This is a genomic window from Neisseria animalis (genome assembly GCF_900636515.1).
GTDB lineage: Bacteria > Pseudomonadota > Gammaproteobacteria > Burkholderiales > Neisseriaceae > Neisseria > Neisseria animalis.
The window spans coordinates 1,745,298-1,766,640 of record NZ_LR134287.1 but is presented as its reverse complement, the minus strand read 5'-3'; the positions used below and the strand labels follow the sequence as shown (position 1 = coordinate 1,766,640).

The following is a 21,343-nucleotide window of genomic DNA, read 5'->3' as shown; positions in this document are numbered from 1 at the left end:
ATGGCCCAATACGTTTATTCCATGCTGCGTGTGAGCAAGGTTGTGCCGCCGCAGAAAACCATCATCAAAGACATTTCCCTTTCTTTTTTCCCCGGTGCGAAAATCGGCTTGCTCGGTTTGAACGGTGCGGGCAAATCCACCGTGTTGCGCATTATGGCGGGCGTGGACAAGGAATTTGAAGGCGAAGCCGTGCCGATGGGCGGCATTAAAATTGGTTATTTACCGCAAGAGCCTGAACTTGACCCTGAAAAAACCGTGCGCGAAGAAGTGGAAAGCGGTTTGGGCGAAGTGGCGGCGGCGCAGAAACGTTTGGAAGAAGTGTATGCCGCCTATTCCGAACCTGACGCGGATTTTGACGCGCTGGCGGAAGAGCAAGGCCGTTTGGAAGCGGTTATCGCGGCAGGTTCGTCCACAGGCGGCGGTGCGGAACACGAATTGGAAATCGCTGCCGACGCGCTGCGCCTGCCCGATTGGGATACTAAAATCGGCGTGTTGTCGGGCGGTGAAAAACGCCGCGTGGCCTTGTGCAAACTGTTGTTGAGCAAGCCGGACATGCTGCTGCTGGACGAACCGACCAACCATTTGGACGCGGAGAGTGTCGAATGGCTGGAGCAATTTCTGGTGCGTTTCCCCGGCACAGTGGTGGCGGTAACGCACGACCGCTATTTCTTGGACAACGCCGCCGAATGGATTTTGGAGCTCGACCGCGGCCACGGTATTCCGTGGAAAGGCAATTATTCGTCTTGGCTGGAACAAAAAGAGCAGCGTTTGGCCAACGAAGCCAAATCAGAAGCCGCACGCATCAAGGCGATGAAGCAGGAATTGGAATGGGTGCGCCAGAATGCCAAAGGCCGCCAAGCCAAATCCAAAGCACGTTTGGCACGTTTTGAGGAAATGAGCAATTACGAATATCAAAAACGCAATGAAACGCAGGAAATCTTTATTCCGGTAGCAGAGCGTTTGGGTAACGAAGTAATTGAATTTACGAATGTTTCCAAATCTTTCGGCGACAAAGTGCTGATTGACGATTTGAGCTTCAAAGTGCCGGCGGGCGCGATTGTCGGTATCATCGGCCCCAACGGTGCGGGTAAATCCACACTGTTCAAACTGATTTCGGGCAAAGAGCAGCCCGACAGCGGCGAAGTGAAAATCGGCCAAACCGTGAAAATGAGCCTGATCGACCAAAGCCGCGACGGCCTGCAAAACGACAAAACCGTGTTCGACAACATCGCCGAAGGCCGCGACATCCTGCAAGTCGGCCAGTTTGAAATCCCCGCGCGCCAATACCTCGGCCGCTTCAATTTCAAAGGCAGCGACCAGAGCAAAATCGCGGGCAACCTCTCGGGCGGCGAACGCGGCCGTCTGCACTTGGCGAAAACCCTGCTCGCGGGCGGCAATGTGCTGCTGCTTGACGAACCTTCCAATGATTTGGACGTGGAAACCCTGCGCGCGCTGGAAGACGCGCTGTTGGAATTTGCCGGCAGCGTGATGGTGATTTCGCACGACCGCTGGTTCCTCGATCGCATCGCCACGCATATTCTGGCGGCGGAAGGCGATTCCAAATGGGTGTTCTTCGACGGCAACTATCAGGAATACGAAGCCGACAAAAAACGCCGTTTGGGCGAAGAAGGCGCGAAACCGAAACGCATCAAATACAAGCCGGTAACGCGTTAAGTTATTGGATTATTGATAAAAGGCCGTCTGTAAATTTGATTTGCAGACGGCCTTTTAATAATCATTCCATAAATAAGCAATTCAAAACGCAGTCATGAAATCAGGCGGCAACTTGATACCGCTTGGGATTTTATAGTCGAATAAAATAAGAATGAGACAAGGCAGCGAAGCCGCAGACAGTACACATAGTACGGCAAGGCAAAGCAACGCTGTATCATTCTTATTTTAAATGACTATATCTGACGAGAATGGTTTATTTTAAGTCCCCTGATGATGTGTACAATCCGATGATATGGATTTTATCGGCTTGACACTGCCGCCGTATTTTTGCAGGTAAGACCTTGAAAATCAGTTTGCCGTCTGCATTGGCAGAATCGCCGATTCTGTGTATAATGCGCCATTCCATAAGATTGGCGGACGTGGCGAAATTGGTAGACGCACCAGATTTAGGTTCTGGCGCCGAGAGGTGTGAGAGTTCGAGTCTCTCCGTCCGCACCATACTTAAAAAATCAGCAGCTTTAAGGCTGCTTTTTTACGTCTTATAACGTCCCATACAATCAACCAAATCCATATTTGATAAGGCTTTTAGCCTGATTTGGTTTTTTGCTTTTTGAAAGTTTCCGTATCATACGGTTTTATGCCGTATCGTTGAATGAACCTTTTTTGTTGGTATATTTTTCAACAAGCACCCACAACCCCTGAAAAAGTATCAGCAAACCACCGCAAAGGTTTACCGGCTAAGGCTCTTACCGACCGCCAAATTCAAAACGCCAAGCCAGCAGGAAAGAGGTAAATATCAGCAGACGGCTTTGTTGAATATTTTTTGAACAAGGTGCGGCAATGCTGTGTGCTTTTGTGGGACATGACCATAAAATCCGGTTGCTTACAATCAACGTCATCATTATGTTTGGAATCATTATATAGTCATTTAAAATAAGAATGATACAGCGCTTTGCCTTGCCGTACTATGCGTACTGTCTGCGGCTTCGCTGCCTTGTCTCATTCTTATTTTATTCGACTATATTATTTTGAAACTGGTAAACACATAAAAGGCCGTCTGCAAATTTACAGACGGCCTTTTATGATTCGGCGTAGTGCGGCAAATACGGGGGCGGTGTTGTCGGGGCTGGGGCAAATCTGTTCGGCGGCGGCTGGCGGGGCTGGAGAACGCCGGAGTAGGATGGCGGGACGGGTTGGTTTGATTTTGCAGACGGCCTTTGTTTTTTTGTTTCGTCTGTTTAATCTGGCGCAAGTCTTACAAGTGATTACAGGGCGGTTTTGTGCTAAATTGTGTGCATGATTGGTTTGGTTTGATGACGATGAATATTTTTCGTAAAACGCTTTGGGGTATTGTCGTATTGTCGGTGTTGGCGGCGTGCGGTTCGTTTTTTTCTCAATATGTGTTGGGTTTGAGTCCTTGTGTGCTGTGTATTTTGCAGCGTTTGTCGGTGTTGGCGGTGGGATTGGCGGCGTTGGTTTGTGCGCTGTTTGCGCTGACGGGCAGGGGGGCACGTTTGTTCGGGGCGGTGGTGGTCAGTGTGCCGGCGGTTTATGGGGCCGGTGTGGCGGTGTACCAGATGTGGTTGCAAAGTCTGCCGGCGGGTGAGGCTCCGGCTTGCGGTGCGCCGTGGACGTTCCGTTTGCGCGATTGGCCGTTGTTTGACCATTGGGAGTTTGTGGTACGCGGCTTTGGGAATTGTGCGGTGCCGGATTATTTTTTGGGCGTGGCTCTGCCGGTATGGAGTGTGCTGTATTTTGCTTTTGTGCTGCTGCTGGTGTGGCTGGCTTGGTGGAAAAGCGGAGCTGTGCGCTGATTTTGTTGTGTTGATGTGGAAAAGGCCGTCTGCAAAATGGAGTTTGCAGACGGCCTTTTTGGTGCGGACGGGTGTTGCTTAGTCGAGGTTGAGGACGGCGGAGGTGTAAACGTCTTGTACGTCGTCCAAGTCTTCTAATGCGTCCAGCAGTTTTTGCATTTTGACGGCATCTTCACCGCTCAATTCGGTTTCGTTTTGGGCGCGCATGGTAACTTCGCCGTCTACGGATTTGTATCCTGCCGCTTCGAGGGTGGCTTTGACGGTGCTCCAGTCGTTGGGCGAGGTGATGACTTCGATTGAGCCGTCGTCGTTGTTGACGACATCTTCTGCTCCTGCTTCCAGCGCGGCTTCCATCAGTGCGTCTTCGTCAACGCCCGGCTCGAAAACCAAATAGCCTTGATGGGCGAAGTTGAAGGCAACGCAGCCGTCTGTGCCGAGGTTGCCGCCGTTTTTGCTGAAGGCGTGGCGCACGTCGGCAACGGTACGGGTTTTGTTGTCGGTCAGGCAGTCTACCATCAGGGCGGCACCGCCGATGCCGTAGCCTTCGTAACGCAGTTCTACGTATTCTACGCCTTCCAGATTGCCTGTGCCTTTGTCGATGGCGCGTTGTACGTTGTCTTTGGGCATATTGTTTTCGGCTGCTTTTTCCAAAGCCAGACGCAGGCGGGGATTGGCGCCGGCATCGCCGCCGCCGAGACGGGCTGCTACGGTGATTTCTTTAATCAGTTTGGTGAAGATTTTGCCGCGTTTGGCATCTTGTCGGGCTTTTTTATGTTGGATATTCGCCCACTTGCTATGGCCTGCCATGTGTTTGTCCTTTCTGAACCGTGGCGTGTATGACACGGGTGCGTTCGATTTTAAGGCGGTTATTTTAGCATAACGGCAGGCGGTCTGAATGCGGTTTGTGTGGCTGATGAACTTTGATAATTGTTAAACTTTGTTATGCGAGTTTTAGTTTTGTATTTGAAATCGAACGGTTTTGCAGTATGATTGTATGGAATGTTTCTTAGTTAATGTTTTGCAGACGGCCTTTTTGTCCGCTTGCCGGCCTGCTCGCCGCAATGGATATGGTTTTGTCTGTTTTTGTTTGTTTTTTTGAATTTTGAGGTTGTTATGGAAGCAACATTGTCTGCACTGGTGGGTGCGGTCAATTCTATTTTGTGGGATTACCTGCTGATTTACGCGTTAATCGGTATCGGTGTGTTTTTTACGGTTTATTTGGGTGTGCCGCAGATTACCAAATTCGGTGCGGGATTCAAATCGGTTTTCGGCGGGCTGTTTAAAAAGAAAAACGGCGATGATAAATCTTTATCCCAGTTTCAGGCGTTGGCGGTGGCGATTTCGGCGCAAATCGGTACAGGCAACGTAGCAGGGGTGGCCACGGCTATTACGGCGGGCGGCCCCGGTGCGATTTTTTGGATGTGGCTGTCGGCGGTTTTGGGTATGTCCACGATTTTTGCCGAGGCGGTACTGGCGCAGAAATACCGTGTGGTCAGCAACGGCAAATACATCGGCGGCCCGGCGTTTTACATTACCTACGGTCTGACACCGAAAATCGGCAAGGGCGCGGCGCATTTTCTGGCATGTTTTTTTGCAGTGGCCATTATTTTGGCGTTGGGCTTTATCGGTAATGCGACGCAGGCAAACTCGATTGCTTCGACGGTAACGGTGGCGTTTGATGTGCCGGCTTTGGCTGTGGGCATCGTGTTGGCTGTTTTGGCCGGATTGACGGTTATCGGTGGGGTAAACCGGATTGCCCATGTGGCACAGTTTGTCGTGCCGTTTATGGCGGTGGTTTATATTTTGTGCGCGGTAGCGATTTTGTTTGAGTATTCCGAGAACATTTCGCCGATGATTAACCATATTTTTGTGGCGGCGTTTGATCCGGAAGCGGTATTGGGCGGCGCGGCTGGTATCGGTATGCGGGAGGCAATCCGTTACGGTGTGGCGCGCGGCCTGTTTTCCAATGAAGCGGGCATGGGTTCGACACCGCACGCCCATGCGACGGCAGATGTGAAGCACCCCGTATTGCAGGGCATGGCGGCGTTTGTCGGCGTGTTTATCGACACGATTTTGGTGTGTACGGCAACCGCGCTGATTATTTTGCTGACCGGTGCCGACGGTTTGGGCTTGAAAGGCGCGGCGGTTACACAGCAGGCATTTACCATGGCGTTTCCGGGCATCGGCGGGCAGTTGTTGGCCGTGTGCCTGACGTTCTTTGCATTCACCACTATTATCGGTTGGTATTATTTCGGCGAATCCAATATCCGTTTTTTGTTCAACGGCAAACATTTGGCGCTGTATCGCGCATTGGTGTTGGCTGCGATTGTGTTGGGTACGCTGGGCAAAGTGGATTTGGTGTGGAGCTTGTCGGATATGTTCAACGGCTTCATGGTGATTCCCAACTTAATCGCGCTGTTTTTGCTGCGTAAGGAAATCCGTGCGGTGTACGATGATTATCTGGCGCAGAAAAAAGCCGGTAAGGAATTGTCTTATTCTTACGAAGTGCGCGAATACAGCGAACGGTAAGTTCGGTTGTTTCCAAACCCGATTGTGATGCAATATGCAATCGGGTTTTTACATGTTTATGCCGTCTGCAAAAACCATATTTCGGCGGGTACGGAGCAGTACGGCAACCGGCAAGCCGAAAATTGCCGCTCCCGTCTTATCCCTTCTTTACACCCGAAAACCTTTATTATATATTCCGTATATTCCGCTTTCTTCTTACTACATTTCCGAAGAAGCGGTTCATTTAACCACAAACAAACTCTGAACCCATCAGGGTTTTGTCCCTTTGAGGAGAACGCAATATGACAGCAACAGCAGCAGAACGCGTACAACACCAAGGTTTGCGCGGCAAAATCATATCTGCCGAGCAAGCAGCCGAATTTATCCAGCACGGCATGACGCTGGGTATCTCCGGCTTTACCGGCGCAGGCTACCCGAAAGCCCTGCCTACCGCCATTGCCGAAAAAGCCAAAGCTGCCCACGCGCGCGGCGAAGAATTTAAAATCAACATGATTACCGGTGCCTCTACCGCCCCCGAGTGCGACGGCGTACTGGCGGCGGCAAATGCCGTCAACTTCCGCAACCCGTTCCAATCCGACCCCGGCATCCGCAACAGCATCAACGCCGGCAATATCCACTATCAGGATATGCACCTCTCCCACGTCGAGCAACAAATCCGTAACGGCTTCTACGGCAAAATGCAGGTTGCCGTCATCGAAGCCACCGGCATTACCGCAGACGGCAAAATCATTCCGGCAATGGGTGTCGGCCACTGCAACGAAGTATTGAAAGCTGCGGATAAGATTATCATCGAAATCAATGCCAAACAAAATCCGCTGCTGGAAACCATGCACGATATTTACTTCGACATCGGTACGCCGCCGCTGCGCCAGCCGATTCCGCTGGTTAAGCCGGACGACCGCATCGGTTCGCCGTATTTGGAGTGCGACTTGGACAAAATCGCCGCCATCGTACTGACCGACTCGTTCGACCGCAACAGCAAATTTGCCGATCCTGACGAAAACTCCAAACGCATTGCCGCACAAATCATCGATTTCTTCGACCATGAGGTCAAAGCAGGCCGTCTGCCTGCCAACCTGCTGCCGCTGCAGTCCGGCGTGGGCAACGTTGCCAACGCGGTACTGGCAGGTCTGCAGGACGCACCGTTCGAAAACCTGACCGGCTTTACCGAAGTATTGCAGGACGGTATGCTGGACTTGATTATTTCCGGCAAAATGAAATCCGCTTCCGCCACTGCATTGTCGTTCAGTCCGGACGCGCTGCAACGCTTCAACGACAACATCGAGTTCTTGCGCGACAAAATCGTATTGCGCCCGATGGAAATCACCAACAACCCCGAATTAATCCGCCGTTTGGGGGTCATCGGTATGAACGCCATGATTGAAGCCGACATCTTCGGCAACGTAAACTCTACCCATGTGATGGGTACCAAAATGATGAACGGCATCGGCGGTTCGGGAGACTTTACCCGCAATGCCTTCTTCTCATTCTTCGTATCACCTTCCGTGGCTAAAGACGGCGCGATTTCCTGTATCGTACCGATGGTTTCGCACCACGACCATACGGAACACGATGTCATGTTTATCGTAACCGAACAAGGCATGGCAGACTTGCGCGGCAAATCACCCCGCCAACGTGCCCAACTGATTATCAACAACTGTGCACATCCGGACTACCGCGACATGCTGCGCGATTACTACGACCGCGCCGAAAAGGCCGGCGGCCTGCATACGCCGCACATTTTGAGCGAAGCCCTGTCTTGGCACCAACGCTTTGTCGAAACCGGCGACATGCGCATCAAATAACCACCTTATATGCAGCAAAACCTCCGCACATTGCGGAGGTTTTTTTATTGCCGGATGACGCACAATCAGACAAGGCAGCCAAGCGACGGACTGTGCAAACCGAGACCTTTGCCAAATTCATTGCAAGGGTTTGTAGGCGGGTTTTACACCTGCCTGCTTGTTTGGACTTTTGAAGTGGTAACGTTCAAGGTACTTATTATAGTCGAATAAAATGAGAATGAGACAAGGCAGCGAAGCCGCAGACAGTACACATAGTACGGCAAGGCAAAGCAACGCTGTATCATTCTTATTTTAAATGACTATATAATCAGTTTTGGTTCGTTTCCTGTTTTGTGCAAAGGTTTCAGGCCGTACGGGGCGGCTGTTTCGGCTGTTTGCTCAAGCCCTGCTGTGAACAAGGTCTTGCAAGGCCGTGGGGTTCGGTGGGAAATGATGGATTTAACGAAATATGCCGTCTGCAAATGGCGCAAATATGCGATTTGCAGACGGCATGATTGGCCGGTACAGCAGTTTAATCAATATAATAATATGATTAATCAATAAGTTGTATTAAAGTTGGATGTAAAAGCTGATGGATGCCGTGTGTCGTCCGCCAGTTCAAACATCAGCCTGCAAACGGCAGCCACAGCCGCGCCAAGCCGAACATCAGTGCGCCGCCTGCGCCCAAAATCAGAAAGACAATGCCTTTTTTCCGCGCATTCGGACACAACCAATACACCGCCAAGCTGAAACTTAAAAACAATGCTGCCACGCGCCAAACCAATTGTTTGTCTTGATAACGATTGAGGGTATAAGTTTCCGTCATCATCACATACATTTGCCACAATGCCGCCATGCACATGCTGATAATGCCCAGCGGAAGAAAAAACAAGCCTAAAAGCTCTTTACTCATGATGAAATGCCGTCTGCAAAATACGGCATTATATCGCCAAACTGCCGCTTGGGGCATATATGGCGGAGAAATGACGGCGGCGGAGTTTGAGCCGTCTTCCGGTTTTACCATCTGGCACGCTTCAATGGCAGGCAAATCACATAGAATGAGATAGGGTGGTATAGTCGAATAAAATAAGAATGAGACAAGGCAGCGAAGCCGCAGACAGTACACATAGTACGGCAAGGCAAAGCAACGCTGTATCATTCTTATTTTAAATGACTATAACACCGCAGGCAGTAAACGGTACGCTTGGGCGGATTGGCTGCTTCAGTAGTGTTGCCCAACGCCTTTTTGAGCAAAATGCTGTCGCGCCGTATCATGTTGTGTGGCATAACGATAAAAGGCCGTCTGCAAAATATCGTTTGCAGACGGCCTTTTGACGGGCAGAGTGATGAACGTGGCTTATTTCAGCATATTCTTAATAATGCCCATCACGCTGCGGGAAATGGCGTTGGTGACTTGGCGGTTGATTTGGCTGCCGATGGAGTCGGCGACGTTGTAGCCCAAGCCTTGTCCGGATTTTTTGCGTCCGCCGGTCAGGCCGCCCAAGAAACCGTCGAGCAGGCCGGGTTCGGCTTTTTCCGCTTCTTTTGCTGCGGCTTTTTCGGCTTTGGCCTGTTCTTTGGCGGCGGCTTCGGCTTCTTTTTCGGCGGCTGCCTGGGCGTTGGCTTCGATAAGGGCTTCAAAGGCGGAGTAATTGTCAACCATATCTTTGTAGGCAGGGTACAGGCTGTCGCTTTGGAAACGTGCGTTGCGCGCTTCGGCACTCAGCGGTGTGAGGGCGGATTGCGGCGGCAGCACCAGCGCGCGCTCTACCGGAGCCGGCATGCCTTTTTCGTCGAGGAAGGAAACCAGTGCTTCGCCTACGCCCAGTTCGCCGATGGCTTCGGCTACGTTGATGGCGGGGTTGCTGCGGAAGGTTTCGGCGGCGGCGCGGACGGCTTTTTGGTCGCGCGGGGTGAAGGCGCGCAGGGCGTGTTGGACGCGGTTGCCCAGTTGCCCCAAGATGGTATCGGGCAAATCGAGCGGGTTTTGGGTAACGAAGTAAACGCCCACGCCTTTGGAGCGGATGAGGCGGACGACTTGTTCGACTTGTTCGACCAGCGCATTGGCGGCGTTGTCGAACATCAGATGCGCTTCGTCGAAGAACATGACGAATTTGGGTTTGTCCATGTCGCCGACTTCGGGCAGCATTTCAAACAATTCGGCCAACATCCACAGCAAAAACGCGCTGTACATGCGCGGCGAGCGCATGAGTTTTTCCGAATTGAGAATGTTGATGATGCCTTTGCCGTTTTCGGTCTGCATCCAGTCTTCGAGGTTGAGGGCGGGTTCGCCGAAAAACTGCTCCGCGCCTTCGTTTTCAAGGGTAAGCAGTTGCCGTTGGATGGCGCCGACGCTGGCGGCGGAGACGTTGCCGTATCGGGTGCGGTATTCGGCAGCGTGTTCGGAAACGTGTTGCAGCATACTGCGGAGGTCTTTCAAATCCAGAATGTGCCAGCCGTTGTCGTCGGCGACTTTGAAGACCAGATTGAGCAGCCCTTCCTGCGTGTCGTTCAGGTTCATCAGGCGTGCCAGCAGCATGGGGCCCATTTCGGATACGGTAACGCGCACGGGAATGCCGGTTTCGCCGAATACGTCCCAAAAGCGCACGGGGAAATTTTGCAGCCATCCGCCGCCCAGATTAAATTCGGCAATGCGCTCGCCGACTTTGCCGCTGTCGCTGCCTGCTTCGGTAATGCCCGACAAATCGCCTTTGACATCTACTAAAAATACCGGTACGCCTTCGTTGCTGAAGGCTTCCGCCATGCGGCGCAGGGTGACGGTTTTGCCCGTGCCGGTCGCGCCTGCAATCAGACCGTGGCGGTTGGCCATTTTTCCTTGGATTTCAAGGGTGTTGTCGCCGGAGCGGGCGATGGGGAATGTGGTCATGCCGGTTTCCTTTCCGTAAATGTGTCGAGACGGATATTTTCTTATGAAACCGTACAAACGACAAGGGTAAAGACAAAAACTGCGGTAAACAGGGCGCGGTCTGTATGTTAAAATATGAACGATTTAACGCAAAAGCCGTCTGCAAAATCGGCAGAGTGAGCATGGAAGCCCTTTTCAGACGGCCTGTTATCCTGTATAAACCAGCAGGAAGCCGAACCGCACGAACGGTGCGGCATGATTTGAGCAAAAAGGACAAAACAAATGGCAAATATTTTGATTGTGCCGGTTTCCACCGGTACCGACAGTGCCGCCGTAACGCGCGCAGTGGCAGATGCATTGAATACCGGCACTTTTTGTGTGTTGGACGACAGCGGTGAGGCCGAGCGTTTAATCTGCCAAGGCAAGAGCGACGATTGGTTCGATGCGGTAGTCGGCGAAACCGCCGCTTTGGATGCCGACAATCTGGTTATCGAAGGCATCCGTCCCGATGCCGAAAAAATCTTCTTGGCCAGCAAAAACGTAGAATTGGCATTGTCGCTGGATGCTGCCGTGGTATTTGCCGCCTTTAGCCGAGACGATAATGTCGAATATATGGTCAACAAGCTGAATCTGGCGAAACAGGCGTATGTAACCGCACCGGGCGTGTTGGCCGGTTTCATTTTGGACAACGCCAAAGCAGGTGTGGGCGAAGCCGTGGCCGAGCAAACCGGCCTGACCTTCTTCGGCTCAAGCGACAATTTGCGCGACACTTCCGAGCTGCTGAACCGTACCCGCCGCCGTTTGTCGCCGGCGCAATTCCGTTACAACATGATTGAAACCGCGCGTAAAGCCGACAAGCGCATTGTGTTGCCGGAAGGTGCCGAGCCGCGTACCGTACAGGCTGCGGTGATTTGTCATGAAAAAGGCATTGCCCGCTGCGTCTTGCTGGCACCGCGCGCCGAAGTGGAAGCCGTTGCCAAAGAACGCCACATCACCCTGCCGGAATCTTTGGAAATCATCGATCCCGCCACCTTGGTCGAGCAATATGTTGCACCGATGTGCGAATTGCGCAAGTCCAAAGGTCTGACCGAAGAACAGGCGCGCGAGCAACTGCAGGATACGGTTGTATTGGGTACCATGATGATGGCGCAAAACGATGTGGACGGTTTGGTATCCGGCGCGGTTCACACCACCGCCAACACCATCCGCCCCGCATTGCAGCTGATTAAAACCGCACCGGGTGCGAGCATCGTATCCAGCGTATTCTTCATGCTGCTGCCGAACCAAGTGGTGGCCTTTGCCGATTGTGCGGTGAATCCGAACCCGACTCCCGAGCAATTGGCCGAAATCGCCATTCAAACCGCCGATTCCGCCAATGCGTTCGGTATCGATCCGAAAGTGGCATTGATTTCCTACTCCACCGTCAACTCCGGCAGCGGTCCCGATGTGGACGCGGTCATCGAAGCGACCAAAATCGCCCAAGAAAAACGCCCGGATTTGGCCATCGACGGTCCGTTGCAATACGATGCGGCTACCGTGCCGAGCGTAGCGAAATCCAAAGCGCCAAACAGTAAAGTGGCAGGTCAGGCTACGGTATTGGTGTTCCCCGATTTGAATACCGGCAACTGCACTTACAAAGCCGTGCAGCGCAACGCCAATGTGTTGAGCGTGGGTCCGATGCTGCAAGGTTTGCGTAAGCCGGTTAACGATTTGTCGCGCGGCGCATTGGTCGACGACATTGTGTACACCATCGCGCTGACTGCGATTCAAGCCAAACAAATGGAAGCGTAATCCGCGCCGTTATTGCTTGACATAGCAAAGGCCGTCTGAAACGAATGTTCAGACGGCCTTTTTGCGGAAAGCGTATGGGTTTAAAACGAATGTGTGCAAAAAATCCAGAATACCTGCTTTCCGTTTTCCGCTTTCAGGGCATGATACCCGAGGGTAAGTTTTCCAGCATAGGTTAAGGCTTTTACCAAACTGAAGATGCCGTCTGAAACCTTTGTATGACCATTTATAGTCGAATAAAATAAGAATGAGACAAGGCAGCGAAGCCGCAGACAGTACACATAGTACGGCAAGGCAAAGCAACGCTGTATCATTCTTATTTTAAATGACTATAACACGGAATGAAGCGGTATCGCTGAACTTTGCTCAAGGAGAAAAGATTGATTGACCAAGCTGCCGAAGCAGCAAGTCCGCCGACACGCGTGTTCTGTACGGTTTATGGTTTTGCTGTCTTGTTTTCTGTTGCCCGATGGGGGAATAAATAACGGGTGATGATTGTTTTATCGGCGGCGGTATGCAATTTTCGGCTGTGAGGCCGTCTGCAAATTATCCCAAGTAAAGTAACGGACAACTGTGGGCGGATTGTGGATAAGAGGGCTTGTGGTTTGAAAAATCAGTATAAAATAAAACTGCCTAAATTTTAGACAGTTTGGAAAATTATACTGATAATATCAGGTCGGCTTTGTGTAAGATATGTGGAAAACTCATTTAAATTGTTAATTATAAATAAGAAAATCATGTTGCTTAAAAAATAGGCGATGGTGTTTGATGGCTGGACGCATCGGTTTCTGTTTTCATTAAACGCTGGATTTCGTGCCAGTAGCCGTCGGGGCGTTGTGCCAAGACGGCAACCAAACCGCTGTCGATTTGTTGTACCGCTTCGGCGCTTAAGGTTTCCGATTCGGGTATGCGGGCTGGTGAAAGATATGCCATGCGGTCTAAAACGCAATAGCGTGCATGCGGCTGTGCGGCAAAGCGGTATTGTTGCCAATCGGGAAGATACAGACCGCGCCAAGCATAAGGGTTAAGCGGCGGTTCAAACGCGGTAATGCCGTCTGTAAAAAAGGCCATGCCCCGGATAATGGAAGCGGTTTGTATGCGGGCAGGCAAATCATGTTGTTTCAAGGCGCGGAGGCCGTCTGCACTTTGCAGCAGCATCATTTGCCGGTGCAGCTTGGCCGCTTTGTCGCGCAGCCGGTCTTGGCGGTTGAGGCCGCACAAGCCGTCTGTCGAATGGTCGGGGCTGCCGTAGTATTTGCAGGCCAATTCGATGTGGTAGGGCGTGCCGTTGAGCAAAACGATAAAATCCGCCGCGCCGACGGTTTGCCGGTCGGCAGCCGGTACGGGCAGATTGTGTGCCAAAAGTTCGGTGTGCGGGGCGTGGTCAAACCAAAAAGCCAGCAGTTTTTCGGCGTATAAGCCCAAACGTTTGCCAAACGGGGCGTGAACGGACAAATACTGATGAAGCGGTTGCGGATGTTGATCCAGCGCCAGCAGCAGGCGGAAACCGCGGTTGCCCAGCAAATCCTGTACCGGCAATTCTTTGCTGCTGTGCCACAGGGCGGGAGCGGTCAGCAGGCTTGCAAGGTCGCGGACGGCGGAATCGGTGAGCTTCCACCAAAGGGCATCTAGGGAGTAGTTCATGTTTTTCAGATAGCTTGTGCGGTTGTATCGGTCCGGGCTGAGAGCGCAGATAGGATAACGATAGGGTTTGCTTGGGTTTTATAAGATTACCGGCGTGCTTCCCAATCGGGCAAAGCGGTATCTTATGCCGAATATACAGCCATTCGAGATGGAGCGATACGGCGTTGCTGCGCCTGCTGTGTCGTTCCATCTGTTGAGTTGGCGGTATTGAACGGGCTCGGCGTGATTTGCAGACGGCATACAGGCAGACAATGGGGCGATTTGCCGGTAAAAGGCCGTCTGTATTATTGCTTATCTTTCAGATTTTGCTTCAGGGTGTTGAAAAAACCGCGCAGAATGTCGATGTCTTCGGTTTGCGTGTTGGCGCGGCCGAACAGGTTCTGCATACGGCGCATCAGACGCTCGCTGTTGCGCCGTCTGAAAAAGTCGATGTCGTGCATCAGCGATTCCATGTGATCGACCATGCCTTTGATTTGCTCAAGGGTCGCGGCGTGGTCTTCCTGCTGAAGATGGGTCATCGCCATGTCGGTTTGGCTGAACAGCTCGTAACAGACAACTTGTACGGCTTGGGCAAGATTGAGCGAGAAGTAGTCGGGATTGCCGCTGATGGTCATGAGGCGGTTGCAGGCTTGCACTTCTTCAATGCTTAGGCCGAATGTTTCATTGCCGAATACCAAAGCAACCTGTTCGCCGCGTGCGGCGGCTTGTAAAAGCTCGGGCACAAGCTGGCGCGGGGTTTGCAGCGGTGCAGTGATTTCGCGGCGGCGGCTGGTTAAGGCACAACTGATGGAAGTGTCGGCAACAGCTTCTTCCAGAGTAGCGGTAATTTCGGCACGCTCCAAGACGTCTGCCGCACCGGAAGCCAGTATGAAACTTTCTTCCGGCAGACGGAAGGTTTCAGGCTGTTGCGGATTGAATACGGGCGGCGTTTCGGTCATCGGTGTGGCCATCAGATTCGGTGCAACCAGCGTGAGTCGGTGCAGCCCCATGGTTTTCATGGCGCGGGCGGCGCTGCCGATGTTGGACGGGTGGCTGGTACGCGTCAGCACGATGCGGATATTGTCGAGATAGTCGGGTAGGGTAGGCTTGGAAATCGTCATGTTTTGTTTTCGGTTTGCTTGCTGATGGGTTATAATGGCGCAATCAATTTTTTTCAGACGGCATGAATATGGTCAAAATGCCGTTTGAAATGTTCTTTAACAACATTGGAAACGTGAAAGCGTTGGGCATTGCCGTCTGCAAAAGCGGCAGATGCTGAGAATGCCGTTGTTTGCGCGGACCGTTTCGGCGTGTGTCGGCGGCTATTGTACCCGATTAGAAAGACGATTATGAACCCGATTTTAAATACCGCATTTAAAGCCGCCCGCAAAGCCGGTCAGATGATGATTCGTGCCGGCGGCAGTTTGGATACCGTTAAGGTAGACAGTAAGGCATTCAACGATTTTGTTTCCAGTGTTGACCGCGAGTCGGAAATGATTTTGGTCGAGGCGCTCAAAGAAGCCTATCCGCACCATAAAATCACTTGCGAAGAAAGCGGCTCCCACGGTAAAGCCGATGCGGAATACGAATGGATTATCGATCCGCTGGACGGCACAACCAATTTTCTGCACGGACATCCCCAATATGCAATTTCTATGGCGCTGCTGCACAAAGGCGTACTGCAGGAAGCCTTGGTGTATGCGCCCGAACGCAATGATTTGTATATGGCTTCACGCGGCAAGGGCGCATTGCTCAACGACCGCCGCATCCGCGTTTCCAACCGTATCGAACTCAACCGCTGCCTGATTGGTACGGGCTTTCCTGTTGTCGATCAGAGCATGATGGACAAGTATCTGGCGATTCTGAAGGACTTCTTGGCGAAGACTGCCGGCGCGCGCCGCGAAGGTGCGGCATCTTTGGATTTGTGTGCTTTGGCAACCGGCCGTTTGGACGGCTTCTTTGAGTTTAACCTGAAGCCGTGGGATATTGCTGCCGGTGCATTGATTGTGCAGGAAGCAGGCGGTATCGTAACCGATATGCGGGGTAACGAAGGCTGGTTGGAAAGCGGCGATGTGGTGGCCGGCAATCCGAAAGTTTTGGCGCAAATGCTGCAGGTTATCGCTGCACACAACAAATAATAGGGCGGCAGACGGCAGGCGGTTTGAAATTCGGAAGGCTTGCCGTTTTGCGAAAATGCAACACCGTATGTAAAGATACGGTGATTTCGCTGAAACAATATTCTGTGTGAACAGATTAACAAAATAAAGAAAAACAACAGGAAAGGCCGTCTGCAAAAAAGTATTCGGGACTGTGTTGCAGAGACAGGCGGAGTGTATGGCCGCGAAAGTGCTATACTGTATGCAGACGGCAAGCCGTCATCGGCTTTTCTACACAAATTACGGATATTTCTTTGTGAATCCTATGCAAATCATGCAAAATTTTCCGTTTGGTTTTTCCAAACCGATTTTACGGCCGCTGCTGAAAAGTTTGGCAGCGGCATCACTCGTCTGTGCGGTCCAGACGGCTCAAGCAGTGGAATTGCAGACTATTTTGCAAAACTCCCTGCGTTACGATCCGGTGATGACCGAGGCAAAAGCCAATGAAGAATCCGCACGCAGTACAACCAAGGCAACCTTTGCCCAGCATTATCCTGTTTTGGCGTTAACGGGTACTTCTGTTTTGACGCAGCATCACAAAAATCCCAGCAATGACCGGGACGACGGCATTGGTGTGCGGGGCAGGGTAAATGTGTATTCATGGGGAGCGATTCAGGCTTCCGTAGAGCGCGACAAGCATAAAGAAGCGTATTTCCACCATAAGTTTTATGAAACCCAAGAACAGCTCGGGCAGGAAATCGGCAAGCTGTATTTGGAAGCATTGCGCGCCAAAGAAATGCTGCGGGTGCTTCAGCAGAGCTTGGTCCGCCACAATAACCTGATGAAAGATTTGAATGTTATTGTGAAATACGACAAAGGCCGCCGTTCGGAACTGATTGAAGCGCAGTCGCGCCAGCTTCAGGTGGAAACGTCGATTGTGCAGCAACGCCGAGCCATGGAAATCGCATTGAGCCGGCTGTCGCGTTATACGGGTAAAAAACTCTCTGCCGCAGATTTGCAAGATCCGTTTGCCAGTGAAACGGCGGTTTCTTTTATCCAGCGTTACCGAAATGCAGATAAAGGCAGCAATCCGTCTTATCAGGCACAGCTTGCCGAGCAGAAGAGTGCGGGTGCGGAGCTTGAAGCATCACGCCGCCAGCGTTTGCCTGCCATCAACTTGGAAGGCAGCGCCACACGCGAAAACCGCGAGCTGTTTTTCAATGTGGAGTGGAATGTTTTGGACATCGCTTCACGCCATAATGTGCAGAAAAATGCACACACACTTTCTGCAGCCGAAGCGCGAACCGAGCAGATTTTAAAAGACAATGAAGAAAAAAGTCAGACGGCCGAAATCAATATGTTGCAAAACGAGCAGCGGGAGAAGGTAACGGCAGAGCATATCCAAGCTCAGAAAGATGTTGTCCGGGTTTATGAAATGCAGTTCCGCATTGCCAGAAGGACGCTGACTGATGTGCTGGGTGCATATACCTCTTTATCCGGTATCGAGCAGGAAAATATTGCTGCCCGCAATGATTTTCGCGATGCGGCATTGGAGTATCTGGTTACCCAGTCGAACGTTGGCAGTTGGGCGGGTATCGGTGAAGACGGTACGGAAGCAAATTGAATACATTATTACGTGAAATAACAACATGAAATCCATTATCGAACATATTGCGTTGGTAACCCGTCTGTTGGGCGCACCTGTTGCCGAGGCTGCATTGTCCGCCGAGGTGGTGCGCGATAGAAAACTGAATGTCAATTATCATTCGCTCAGCGAAGTTTTGCGCGGCCACGGCTTTGAGAATACGCTTTCCAAGCGCAAATTGGAGGATATTCCGTCGCTTGCTGTGCCGGTTGTGCTGGTGTTGCAAAATGAGGAAGCGGTTGTCGTCACCAAAATCGAAGGAGTAGGGCGCGACCGCAGTTATCAAATCCGTCAGGCAGGCGGCTTGGAGCAGGTTTTGTCGCACGAGCAAATATCTGCTGTGTACTTGGGATATTGTTGGTTTATCAAGCAGAAAATGGTTTCGGACAACCGTTCCGACCTGCCGGAATACCATTTGCCGAAGGCATGGTTTTGGAAGGTGATTTGGCGGTTCCGCAGCTATTATTACCAAGTTATTTTAGCTACCATCATCATCAACGTGTTGGCGCTGGTCAGCTCGCTGTATGTGATGAATGTGTATGACCGGGTTGTGCCGAATCAGGCTTATGAGACCCTGTGGGTATTGAGTATTGGGGTGTTTTTGGCCATTTTGTTCGAGTTTGTCGCCAAAATGATTCGCGGCCACTTGACGGATATAGCCGGTAAAAAAGCTGATTTGATCATCAGCTCGGCATTGTTCCGCCGCGTTTTGTCGCTACGACTGATTGACCGTCCGGCTTCGGCAGGCTCTTACGCGAGTAATTTGCGTGAATTTGAAGCCGTGCGCGAGTTTATGACCAGTGCCACGCTGCTGACGATAGTGGATTTGCCGTTTTTGTTGCTGTTTGTTGCCGTGATTGCCATGGTAGGCGGCAAGCTGGCTTTTGTACCGATGGTAATTATCCCGATCGTGATTATTGTCAGCGTATTGATGCAGCGTCCGATGGCGCGTTCAATGAACGAGGCGATGAGGGAAGGGGCTCAGCGTTCCGGTTTGGCTGTTGAGGCGCTGGAAGGAATCGAAACATTAAAAGCCAACAATGCGACTGCTTGGGCATTGCAGCGTTGGGACGAATATACGGCCAAGACCGCTGCTTCAAGTATCAAATTGAAGGATTCGGGCAATTTCATTTCGTTTTTTGCCACTTCTATGCAGCAGTTGAATACCGTAGGTTTGGTGTTGGTGGGTACTTATCTGGTTCATGCCGATAATGTGGAAAGCCGGATTACCATGGGTGCGCTGATTGCTGCGGTTATTTTGTCGGGACGTGCGTTGGCACCGTTGGCGCAGGTTGCGGCATTGGCAACCCGTTTCCAACAGGCAAAAATTGCGTTGAAAGCGGTGAATGACATTGTAGAACGGCCGATTGAACGCGACCCTGAGCGCAAATACATTGCCTTGGATCATGTACAGGGCGGTTTGTCTTTTGACAATGTGTCTTTCCAATATAACGAAGACGGCGGGGAGGCAGTCAGCGGTTTGAATCTGACCATCCGTCCGGGCGAAAAAGTTGGCATTCTCGGCCGCATCGGCAGCGGTAAAAGTACATTGCTGAAGTTGGCAAGCGGATTGTATGACGGCAGCAAAGGCAATATTACGTTAGATGGTGTCGATATGCGTCAAATCGATCCGAACTTTCTGCGTAACCAAGTGCTGTTGTTGGGGCAGTCTCCGCGTTTGTTTTTGGGTACGTTGCGTGAAAATCTGGATATGGCGCGCATGGACGGTTATTCCAGCGATCAAGATTTGATTTCGGCCTTGCAACGCTTTGGTTTGGATAAACTTATCCGTAACCACCCCCGTGGGTTGGATATGCCGTTGGGCGAAGACGGCATGGGTTTGTCAGGTGGTCAGAAACAACTGGTTGCTTTGGCCCGCATGACTTTGCGTGATTCACGCGTGGTATTGTTGGATGAGCCGACAGCAAGTTTGGATCAAGATACGGAATTGTCCGCCCTGAAAGCCATTGCCCAGTGGTCAGGAAATCGGACGATGCTGGTGGTTACACACCGTCCGCAAGTGTTGCAGATTGTTGAACGGGTTGTGGTGGTGCATAACGGTAAAATTGTTATGGACGGACCGCGTGATGCAGTGTTGCAAAAGTTAAGAAGGAATGAGCAGGCCCAAAATACAAAATCTGCACAAGTTCCGCCAACTCAGGCTGCCGCACAGGCACGACAAAGCGAACAAGCCTAAATCATTCGACCTTTCAGAAAGTCACCGAACATTATGAGCAGTAAGAAAACAACAGATTTAAACAGGGAAAACAGCATCAAATCCAAAGATTTAGGATTGGTCAACGACTTAAACGCCGCATTGCAAAAAGAAAAACACAGCGGTCAGTTTTGGGTAGTTATGCTGTTTTTCGCCTTGTTAGTGGTATTTGTCATTTGGGCGTACAACAGCCCTCTGGAAGAAGTAACGCGCGGACAGGGCAACGTCATTCCCAGCAGTCGTGAGCAGGTCATTCAAAGTCTTGATCCCGGCATTATTACCGAGTTGTCGGTAAAAGAGGGCGATATTGTTGAAAAAGGGCAGGTGTTGCTGAAATTGGACGATACGCGCAGCTCGGCCGTATTGCGTGAAAGTGAAGCCAAAGTACAGAATCTGGAAGCCACAGTTGCCCGCCTGAAATCAGAAGCCTACGGTGTTCCTTTGAGCTTTCCGAAAAATGTCGGCAACGAGCTGCGCCAGCGCGAACAGGCTGCCTTTGCCGCACGCCGCCGCGCGGTCACGGAAGCTATTGAAAGCCTGAGTTTCAGTAAAGCGGCATTGGATCGGGAGATCTCCATTACAGCGCCGATGGTGGCGCAAGGTGTGGTATCGGAAGTAGAACTGTTGCGTATGCAACGGCAGTCCAGTGATTTGTCCCTGCAGATTGCAGAACGCAGAAACCGCTATATGACCGATGCCAATAATGAATTGGTTAAAGCAGAAGCGGAACTGGCGCAGGCTCAGGAAAATATGGCCATGCGTGCCGATCCGGTAGATCGGGCTTTAATCCGTTCTCCTATGCGCGGCATTGTAAAAGATGTCAAAATCAATACGGTAGGCGGTGTCGTATCTGCCGGGCAGGAAATTATGCAGATTGTACCTTTAGATGACAAGCTGCTGGTAGAGGCTTATATCCGTCCGCAAGATGTTGCCTTTTTGCGTCCGGGGTTGCCGGCAACGGTTAAAATCAGTGCGTATGATTATGCCATTTACGGCGGTCTGGACGGTAACGTAACCTTAATCAGTCCGGATACGGTAAGCAACTCTGCTCAGAATCGTGCGAATGATTTGAAACTCGACCCCAATCAGGTGTATTACCGTATTTTGGTGCAAACCGAAAACAATAGTTTGAAAGATAAAAACGGTAAAGAAATGCCGATTATTCCGGGTATGGTGGCAACGGTGGATATTAAAACCGGTGAAAAAACCGTCTTCCAGTATCTGACGAAGCCGTTAACACGAATGAAAAGCGCATTAACCGAACGTTAATCGGGCGTTATCCGTACGCGCTAACCGTAAGGCCGTCTGC

Annotated in this window: 14 protein-coding genes and 1 tRNA gene; 10 read left to right on the top strand and 5 right to left on the bottom strand. The window is 51.4% G+C overall.

All coding sequences use genetic code 11. The annotated features are described in order from the left end of the window. From ettA to EL111_RS08115, 3 genes are all read left to right on the top strand, one after another. A complete protein-coding gene (gene ettA, locus EL111_RS08125; RefSeq protein WP_123794589.1) occupies positions 1 to 1,674 on the top strand; it encodes an energy-dependent translational throttle protein EttA in 1,674 nt (557 codons plus the stop codon). A 413-nt stretch (positions 1,675 to 2,087) separates the two neighbouring features. Then, a tRNA-Leu gene (locus EL111_RS08120) sits at positions 2,088 to 2,172 on the top strand. Between the two features lie 821 nt (positions 2,173 to 2,993). Next, positions 2,994 to 3,488 (top strand): disulfide bond formation protein B, encoded by a 495-nt coding sequence (locus tag EL111_RS08115; protein WP_123794587.1) that lies wholly within the window; start codon positions 2,994 to 2,996, stop codon positions 3,486 to 3,488. A gap of 78 nt (positions 3,489 to 3,566) precedes the next feature. Here EL111_RS08115 and EL111_RS08110 read toward each other — a convergent pair whose 3' ends face one another. Next, positions 3,567 to 4,295, bottom strand: a complete 729-nt coding sequence (locus EL111_RS08110; protein WP_123794586.1) for a YebC/PmpR family DNA-binding transcriptional regulator — start codon at positions 4,293 to 4,295, stop codon at positions 3,567 to 3,569. A 306-nt stretch (positions 4,296 to 4,601) separates the two neighbouring features. Here EL111_RS08110 and EL111_RS08105 point away from each other — a divergent pair, with 306 nt between their 5' ends. Both EL111_RS08105 and scpC read left to right on the top strand, forming a co-directional pair. Next, positions 4,602 to 6,017, top strand: a complete 1,416-nt coding sequence (locus EL111_RS08105; protein ID WP_123794585.1) for an alanine/glycine:cation symporter family protein — start codon at positions 4,602 to 4,604, stop codon at positions 6,015 to 6,017. A gap of 281 nt (positions 6,018 to 6,298) precedes the next feature. Next, the gene (gene scpC, locus EL111_RS08100; RefSeq protein ID WP_123794584.1) at positions 6,299 to 7,822 is read left to right on the top strand and encodes a succinyl-CoA:acetate CoA-transferase ScpC; all 1,524 of its coding nucleotides are present in this window, start codon (positions 6,299 to 6,301) and stop codon (positions 7,820 to 7,822) included. A 604-nt stretch (positions 7,823 to 8,426) separates the two neighbouring features. On the opposite strand, the gene EL111_RS08095 is transcribed toward scpC, so the two are convergent. Both EL111_RS08095 and EL111_RS08090 read right to left on the bottom strand, forming a co-directional pair. After that, entirely contained in the window at positions 8,427 to 8,714 is a 288-nt protein-coding gene (locus EL111_RS08095) for a hypothetical protein (RefSeq protein WP_123794583.1), read from the bottom strand. 444 nt (positions 8,715 to 9,158) lie between these two features. Next, positions 9,159 to 10,688: a helicase HerA-like domain-containing protein gene (locus tag EL111_RS08090; protein WP_123794582.1), complete on the bottom strand. Its 1,530-nt coding sequence runs from the start codon at positions 10,686 to 10,688 to the stop codon at positions 9,159 to 9,161. Positions 10,689 to 10,949: 261 nt separating this feature from the next. On the opposite strand from EL111_RS08090, the gene pta reads away from it, so the two are divergent. Continuing rightward, a complete protein-coding gene (gene pta, locus EL111_RS08085) occupies positions 10,950 to 12,458 on the top strand; it encodes a phosphate acetyltransferase (protein WP_123794581.1) in 1,509 nt (502 codons plus the stop codon). Between the two features lie 741 nt (positions 12,459 to 13,199). On the opposite strand, the gene EL111_RS08080 is transcribed toward pta, so the two are convergent. Both EL111_RS08080 and EL111_RS08075 read right to left on the bottom strand, forming a co-directional pair. Next, positions 13,200 to 14,099: a DUF1853 family protein gene (locus EL111_RS08080; protein ID WP_123794580.1), complete on the bottom strand. Its 900-nt coding sequence runs from the start codon at positions 14,097 to 14,099 to the stop codon at positions 13,200 to 13,202. Between the two features lie 284 nt (positions 14,100 to 14,383). After that, the gene (locus tag EL111_RS08075; RefSeq protein ID WP_123794579.1) at positions 14,384 to 15,199 is read right to left on the bottom strand and encodes an RNA methyltransferase; all 816 of its coding nucleotides are present in this window, start codon (positions 15,197 to 15,199) and stop codon (positions 14,384 to 14,386) included. Between the two features lie 228 nt (positions 15,200 to 15,427). Between EL111_RS08075 and EL111_RS08070 the strand changes: the two genes are divergently transcribed. From EL111_RS08070 to EL111_RS08055, 4 genes are all read left to right on the top strand, one after another. Then, complete coding sequence (locus EL111_RS08070; RefSeq protein WP_123794578.1) at positions 15,428 to 16,216, top strand: inositol monophosphatase family protein; 789 nt, start codon at positions 15,428 to 15,430, stop codon at positions 16,214 to 16,216. A gap of 292 nt (positions 16,217 to 16,508) precedes the next feature. Next, positions 16,509 to 17,798 (top strand): TolC family protein, encoded by a 1,290-nt coding sequence (locus EL111_RS08065; protein ID WP_415065822.1) that lies wholly within the window; start codon positions 16,509 to 16,511, stop codon positions 17,796 to 17,798. A gap of 25 nt (positions 17,799 to 17,823) precedes the next feature. Continuing rightward, a complete protein-coding gene (locus EL111_RS08060) occupies positions 17,824 to 20,016 on the top strand; it encodes a type I secretion system permease/ATPase (protein ID WP_123794577.1) in 2,193 nt (730 codons plus the stop codon). A 33-nt stretch (positions 20,017 to 20,049) separates the two neighbouring features. Continuing rightward, entirely contained in the window at positions 20,050 to 21,303 is a 1,254-nt protein-coding gene (locus tag EL111_RS08055) for an HlyD family type I secretion periplasmic adaptor subunit (RefSeq protein WP_123794576.1), read from the top strand. The last annotated feature ends 40 nt before the right edge of the window (positions 21,304 to 21,343 follow it).